Source organism: Pseudophaeobacter sp., assembly GCF_039971195.1.
Taxonomy (GTDB): Bacteria; Pseudomonadota; Alphaproteobacteria; order Rhodobacterales; family Rhodobacteraceae; genus Pseudophaeobacter.
The window spans coordinates 1-6,596 of sequence record NZ_JBDWPJ010000181.1 but is presented as its reverse complement, the minus strand read 5'-3'; the positions used below and the strand labels follow the sequence as shown (position 1 = coordinate 6,596).

The following is a 6,596-nucleotide window of genomic DNA, read 5'->3' as shown; positions in this document are numbered from 1 at the left end:
TCCATCCTCAAACTCTTCGCCCACCCGTGCGGCTTCGGCCAGGGGCATGTCAAAGGGGTTCTGCGGCCAGGTTGAGTTTTCAACCGAGAGCGATCCCATGGGGGCATCGGCCAGATCTTCGCCCATCAATGGCGCAAAATTTCCGCGCTCGGAATTGATCCAGCCCAGCACCCGCTCGGCGCCATCAACCACCGGCAAGTCACAGGCGGCGCGCAGCCGGGCGCAGAGCAGCCCGCCGTGGATTTCTGTCTTTTCCAGGAAGCGCCAGGCCGGCGCCTGTGAAATGGTCACATAGGGGTCGTCGGGGTTTTTCAGGGCCATCTGGGTGGAGTTCACCACGCTGACCGCCAGCCGCATGCGCAGCAGCGGGTAGATCAGATCCACCTCCTCTGGAGACAGCGGATAGGCGCTGTGATAGCCCGCCACGAGGGCAGCGAGTGCGGCCTCAGGCTCGGGGTTGTCCAGCACGATGTAAGCAGCGGCAATGGCCAGGTCGCAGATGCGCGGGGCGGTGCACATATCGCCTAAATCAATCAGGCCAGAGACCCGGCGCGGTTCGCTCAACTCACCCGCCACCATGATGTTATAGTCATTGGCGTCATTGTGGATCGCTTGCTTTGGCAGACTGGCCAGAACAGGCTCTAATACGGCAAATTCCGCAGCAATTTCACCAATAAGACTCTGTCTGTCGGGCTCCGCAATGGCACTGAGCTCTGAGCCTATCCAGCCCGCCTGCATCAGATCCCATTTGAAATCACGTTTCAGTCCGGCGTGCTGAAAATCTGCCAATGCCTTGCCAGCCCCACCCAGAACTGCGCCGACCTCATGGATCAGCGCCGGGGATTTGGGCGCCACCTTGGCGTAGCATTTGCCGGGCAGACATTCGAGGAGCCAGCACAGCCGCTCGGCGCCAGTCTCATCGGCGATCACCAGCATCGCAGCGCCATCCGGGGCAGCAATCACCCGTGGGCAGGGCAGATCCGGCGCCTGGGCGGCAATATGCTGAAAAGCCTGCACCTGCATCTCGACCAGCCAGGCCTCGCAGCCGGGGCGCATGGCCTTGAGGATATAGGCCTGGCCATCACTGGCGCGGGCGATGAAATTGAGATCATATTCGCCGTCCAGGCGGCTCAACTCGGCATCAATGCCCCAATGGGATTTGAGGGCATCACCCCAATGCGCAAGGCTCATTTTAGTTCTCCCCGGTCGCCGGTTTTCCGGCAGTCCAATATTGGATCCTATTTGGACCGGGGAGGGGTGGTTAGTCCAGCCACCCTTTGAGATTATTCTCGATCACACCTGCTAAGGCGGCGATATGGTCGTCATCATCGTTGAGGCAGGGTATATAGAGGAAATCCTCGCCGCCGGCCTCTTCAAAGCTCTCTTTGATCTCTTCGTTGATCTCTTCCAGCGTCTCGATGCAATCGGCAGAGAAGGCCGGCGCCATCACCGCGATGCTCTTTTTGCCCTGCTTGGCGAGGGCGGCAACGTGATCGACGGTATAGGGTTTCAGCCATTCCTCGGGGCCAAAGACGGACTGGAAGGTGGTGGTGATCTCGGTGTCTTGCCAGCCGAGACGTTCGCGCAGCAGCCGCGTGGTTTTCTGGCATTGGCAATGATAGGGATCGCCCTGCATCAGGTAGCGTTTTGGCATGCCGTGATAGGACACCACCAGAATACCGGGGCGTTTGTCGACTTTGCCATAGGCCTCTTCCACGGAACGGGCCAGGGCCTCGATATAGGCGGGCTGATCAAAATAGGGCTCGATGGTGCGAGCCGCTGGCTGCCAGACCTCTTCCATCAGGGCGCGGAAGAATTCATCATTGGCCGTGCCCGAGGTGGCGCCGGCATAATGCGGATAAAGCGGTACAAAGAGGATCTTTTGGCAGCCAGCCGCAACCATGGCGCGGACCTTGGATTTGGTCGAGGGATTGCCGTAGCGCATGCAGTAATCCACCATGACCTGATCGCCATAGCGCGCGGTCATAGCCTCGGCCATTTTTGCGGTCTGATCCTTGGTGATGGTCATCAGCGGGCTCTCGCCCTTGTCGTGGTTCCAGATCGACTTATAGGCCGCGCCCGAGGAAAACGGCCGTTTGGTCAGGATGATCAGCTGCAGCAGTGGCTGCCATTTCCAAGAGGGGTAGTCGATCACCCGCTTGTCCGACAGGAATTCCCCCAGATAGCGACGCATCGGCCAATAGCTGTAGTCATCCGGCGTGCCGAGGTTTGCCAGCAGGATGCCGACCTTTTCGCCTTTGATCTTTGGGTGATCAGCTGGCGCGTGGGCGGGGCAGGTGGCGGGGGCGGAAGAATCCAGCATAGGGGCGGTGGTCCTGTATCTGCGGCAAGGCTTTGCTAGTGGAATTCATGGCGAGGGTCACAGTTCGCCATAAGATAGGGTGTTACGAGGGCAAAGGCCAATTGGATCATATTGGCGCAGTGATTTCTTTTTCTTATTGATCTGGGAAGTGATCAGGCGACGCTCTAATCGGGCAATTTGGTTTCCGGCACCTTCAGCGCCTCTGACAGCCGCATCTTGGCAGAACCGGGCCGCAGCGGTTGCTGCTGGGTTTCAGAAGGCGACCAACCTGTCAGGCAGACCAGTTCAAAGGTTGCGGGCAGGCGGCCATCGGGCAGTTCAAAATGCTGCCGGTAAATCGCCTCGGTCCGGGCAAACAGGGCGCGCGGGCTGAAAGACCGGCGGCGCTGGGCCATCACATTACCTTCGCCCATGGCACGCAGCTCGCGCATCAGATGCAGGCAGTCGCGATACTGCGCTGTCAGCGGCACCACATCGGCCACCGGCAGGGCAAATCCGGCCCGTTGCAGCAATCCGCCGAGATCGCGGACTTCGCCCATCGGGGCGACACGCGGTGACAAGCCACCGCAGACCTGAGTTTCTGCCTCGGCCAGGGCGCTGCGCAGTTCATGCAGGGTCCGCCCGCCTAGGGTCACGGCGAGCAGCAAGCCGTCCTCTGCCAGGGCGCGGCGGCTTTGGATCAACTGGCCCACCGGATCATTGGCCCAGTGCAGCGCCATGGCGTGAATCACCAGATCATGGGCGCCGGGGGTGAGGTCCAGCACCTCCTCATCAGCGACAATCTTTGAATTTGGCAATGCCCCCCGCCAAATCTCGGCAAAAGGCGTCACAATCGCGGGGGCCGTAAAGGTTCTGTTAACCATTGTTAAGCGATCTTCCACCTCGTCCCGCGCCAGATCGTGCAGGAATAGGGCCTCAGCCTGGTGGCGGTTGCGATGCAGCCTCAGGGCCGAATGGTCGAACAGCTCTGGCTGTGATTTGGGTGCTTGCGTCATGGGAGCTATTTAGATGTTGCGCGCGCAGTTTCAAACCGCTGTTTCGCTGATCTATCCGTCCAAATGTCTGGGCTGCGATGAATTGGTCGAACAGGACTTTGGTCTCTGCGGCAGTTGCTGGGGTGATGCGCATTTTATCAGCGGCACCTGTTGCGAGGGCTGTGGCGTGCCGCTGCCCGGAGAGACGGACGGCTATCGGCTGGACTGCGATGAATGTATGTCAATTGCCCGGCCCTGGAGCCAGGGGCGCGCGGCGATGCTCTATAAGGACAAGGCCCGCCATCTGGTGATGGCCCTGAAACACGGCGATCGCACCGATCTGGCCGGTCCTGCAGCCGGGTGGATGGCCCGGGCGGCGGCGCCCTTGCTGCGTGACAACCCTCTGATCTGCCCGGTGCCGCTGCATTGGACGCGGTTTCTCAGGCGGCGCTACAATCAATCCGCTCTTCTGGCCGAACACCTGGCGCGCCAATCCGGGCTGGACTACTGGCCGGATCTGCTGAAACGCATCAAGGTAACGCCAAGTCTGGAGGGCAAGACCCGAGTGCAGCGCTTTGCCACGCTCAGCCGCGCAATTGCTGCCCATCCCCGCCACGCTGCCCTGATACAGGGGCGGGTGGTTCTGCTGGTGGATGACGTGATGACCTCGGGGGCGACGCTCACCGCCTGCGCCGATGCCTGCCATGGCGCAGGCGCGGCAGAGGTGCGGGTGACGGTGCTGGCGCGAGTCACACGGGCGTGATCAAACGCCGTCGTGGCTGGCAATGATTGCAAAACCTCCCCATATGGCCCAGAACCAAGACAACCTGACAATTGGAGACCCGCATGACATCGGTCGAAATCTACACCTCGCCGCTTTGTGGCTTTTGCCACGCTGCCAAACGCCTGCTGACCCAAAAAGGCGTTGAGTTTTCCGAGGTCAATGTACTGACCAACCCAGGCCGCAAGGATGAGATGATCCAGCGCGCCAATGGGGGACGCACCGTGCCGCAGATCTTTATCGGTGAGACCCATGTCGGCGGCTGTGATGATCTTTATGCGCTGGAGCAGGCCGGGAAGCTGGATTCTCTGCTTGCCGCCTGAGGCACAAAGGCTTTCTCAAAAGGGGATATCAGATGCGCGCCGCCTTGTTGCAGATCACCTCGAGCGATTCCCCTGAAGAAAACCGCGAATTGCTTCAGCGCCTGATCGCTGAAGCGGTCGCCAATGGTGCCGGTTTTGTGCTGACGCCAGAGGTGAGCAACTGCGTCTCGCAGAGCCGCGCGCATCAGCAAGAGGTCCTGGACCTTGAGGAAGACGATGCCAATCTGGCGGCCCTGTGTGAAACCGCAGCCACCCATGGCATCTGGCTGTCTCTGGGCTCCTTTGGTGTCAAAACAGGCGAGGCAGACGGTCGGTTCGCCAATCGCCAGTTCCTGATTTCGCCGCAGGGTGAGATCACTGCCCGCTATGATAAAATCCACATGTTTGATGTGGAGGTGACCCCGGAAGAGACCTTCCGCGAAAGCGATGGCTACCGTCCTGGTAATCGGGCTGTGGTGGCAAAGACAGATTTTGCCACCCTGGGTCTGACCATTTGTTATGATCTGCGTTTTCCCTATCTGCACCGGGCCCTGGCCAAGGCAGGTGCAGAGATCCTGATCGCCCCGGCGGCTTTCTCGCCGGTCACTGGCGCGGCCCATTGGCATGCGTTGCTGCAGGCCCGTGCCATTGAAACCGGCTGCTACGTTCTGGCTGCGGCGCAGACCGGCAGCCATAAAACCAGCCGCGGCGCGCAGCGCAAAACCTATGGGCATTCGCTGGTGGTGGCGCCCTGGGGAGAGATTCTGCTCGATGCCGGCACGGCTGCGGGCATAAGTTACGTTGATCTTGATATGGAAAAAGTGGCAGAAGCACGCAGGCGCGTGCCCGCCCTGACCCATGATCGAGAGTTCGACGGACCCTGATGGAAGAAACCCACTCCCTTGCGGTCTCGCTGTTTAGCGAGATCCTGATGGCCGACCAACTGGCGCGTTCGCGTCTGGGTAAGGCCCTGCCCAAGGGAATGGAGCTGTCGCATTTTTCGGTGCTCAATCACCTCACCCGCACCGGGGTTGAACGCTCTCCGGCGCAATTGGCCAAGGCCTTTCACGTCACACGCGGCGCCATGACCAATACGCTCAACAAGCTGGAAGTGGCGGGCTATGTGCATATCCGCCCGGATTGGGACGATGCCCGTCGCAAGATGGTGGCGATCAGCCCGGCGGGACGGCAGGCGCGGGATGCGGCCCTGGCCAGCATCGTGCCGCTGATCTCCGAAGTGGTTTCTGACCTTGGCGGGGAACGGGTCCGGGCCACCCTGCCCATTTTGCGTGAACTGCGCGCAAAACTGGAATCAACCGCTTAAAAACCTGGCGCCTTGGATTTGCTCTGTGAGGATAGCACCCCTGTAAAAACAGAAAAGGGATGCCTGTCGCAGCAGGCATCCCCTTAAATTTCCATTTGAGCCATCCGTCGAGATGTGAGTGGTGGCAGACCCAAATGGAGGGACTGGATCGGATGGGCCAACCCAGTTGGACAAGCTCTTAAAGATATGTCTGAAACAACTCTATTCTGTTTGAGAACCAGCTCCAAGGCTGCAAAAGAGGGATGATCCTATCCAAAAGGTTATGGGATCGTTAACATTTCAGAAATCTGGAAAAGCCCGTTCGGAGCTACTGATCTTTCACGCTGGCGGTGACGTAGTTGACCGATAGATCTCGATCAGAAATCGACCAGTTCCAGCTGATCGGGTTAAAGACAAACCCCTTGCGATCAACCGGGGTTAGGCCGGCCTTTTTCAGCAGTTCCACCAGCTCGTCCGGGGTGATGAATTTGTGCCATTCATGCGTCCCACGCGGCAGCCAACGCATCACCACTTCGGCGCCAAAAATCGCCACGGCGTAGCTTTTGGGATTGCGGTTGATGGTGGAGCAGATCTCCAGCCCGCCGGGTTTCAGCAGTTCCTGCGTTGCGGTGAGATAGCCGAGCGGATCTGCCACATGCTCAACCACCTCCATGTTCAGCACCACGTCAAATTGCTCTCCGGCGGCAGCCATGTCTTCGGCGGTGGTATGGCGATAATCAATCATCAGCCCGGTCTGTTCCGCATGTAGCCGCGCCACCGGCAGGTTGCCCTCGGCTGCATCGGCGCCGGTGACATCGGCACCCAGCCGCGCCATGGGTTCGCACAAAAGCCCGCCACCGCAGCCGATATCCAGCAGGCGCAGGCCCTTGAAGGGTACTGGCTGGGTCAGGTC

At 59.9% G+C, this 6,596-nt stretch carries 8 protein-coding genes; 4 read left to right on the top strand and 4 right to left on the bottom strand.

Annotated features, from left to right (window positions below; all coding sequences use genetic code 11):
* From ABJP42_RS15820 to ABJP42_RS15810, 3 genes are all read right to left on the bottom strand, one after another.
* On the bottom strand, positions 1–1,191 hold a 1,191-nt coding region (locus ABJP42_RS15820; RefSeq protein WP_348342046.1), incomplete at its 3' end, for a phosphotransferase.
* Positions 1,192–1,261: 70 nt separating this feature from the next.
* On the bottom strand, positions 1,262–2,323 hold the full coding sequence (gene hemH / locus ABJP42_RS15815; RefSeq protein ID WP_348342044.1) for a ferrochelatase: 1,062 nt from the start codon (positions 2,321–2,323) through the stop codon (positions 1,262–1,264).
* Positions 2,324–2,487: 164 nt separating this feature from the next.
* Positions 2,488–3,318: a methyltransferase domain-containing protein gene (locus tag ABJP42_RS15810; protein ID WP_348342042.1), complete on the bottom strand. Its 831-nt coding sequence runs from the start codon at positions 3,316–3,318 to the stop codon at positions 2,488–2,490.
* Positions 3,319–3,331: 13 nt separating this feature from the next.
* Between ABJP42_RS15810 and ABJP42_RS15805 the strand changes: the two genes are divergently transcribed.
* The 4 genes from ABJP42_RS15805 to ABJP42_RS15790 all read left to right on the top strand — a co-directional run bounded on the left by ABJP42_RS15805 (position 3,332) and on the right by ABJP42_RS15790 (position 5,704).
* On the top strand, positions 3,332–4,060 hold the full coding sequence (locus ABJP42_RS15805) for a ComF family protein (RefSeq protein ID WP_348342040.1): 729 nt from the start codon (positions 3,332–3,334) through the stop codon (positions 4,058–4,060).
* 83 nt (positions 4,061–4,143) lie between these two features.
* The gene (gene grxC / locus ABJP42_RS15800; protein WP_348342038.1) at positions 4,144–4,401 is read left to right on the top strand and encodes a glutaredoxin 3; all 258 of its coding nucleotides are present in this window, start codon (positions 4,144–4,146) and stop codon (positions 4,399–4,401) included.
* A gap of 32 nt (positions 4,402–4,433) precedes the next feature.
* Positions 4,434–5,264, top strand: a complete 831-nt coding sequence (locus ABJP42_RS15795; RefSeq protein ID WP_348342036.1) for a carbon-nitrogen hydrolase family protein — start codon at positions 4,434–4,436, stop codon at positions 5,262–5,264.
* Complete coding sequence (locus ABJP42_RS15790) at positions 5,264–5,704, top strand: MarR family winged helix-turn-helix transcriptional regulator (protein ID WP_348342034.1); 441 nt, start codon at positions 5,264–5,266, stop codon at positions 5,702–5,704. The genes ABJP42_RS15795 and ABJP42_RS15790 overlap by 1 nt, the downstream gene beginning before the upstream one ends.
* A 307-nt stretch (positions 5,705–6,011) precedes the next feature.
* Here the strand turns inward: ABJP42_RS15790 and ubiG are convergent.
* Positions 6,012–6,596 (bottom strand): bifunctional 2-polyprenyl-6-hydroxyphenol methylase/3-demethylubiquinol 3-O-methyltransferase UbiG (gene ubiG, locus ABJP42_RS15785; RefSeq protein WP_348342033.1); only part of this gene is annotated, 585 nt, incomplete at its 5' end.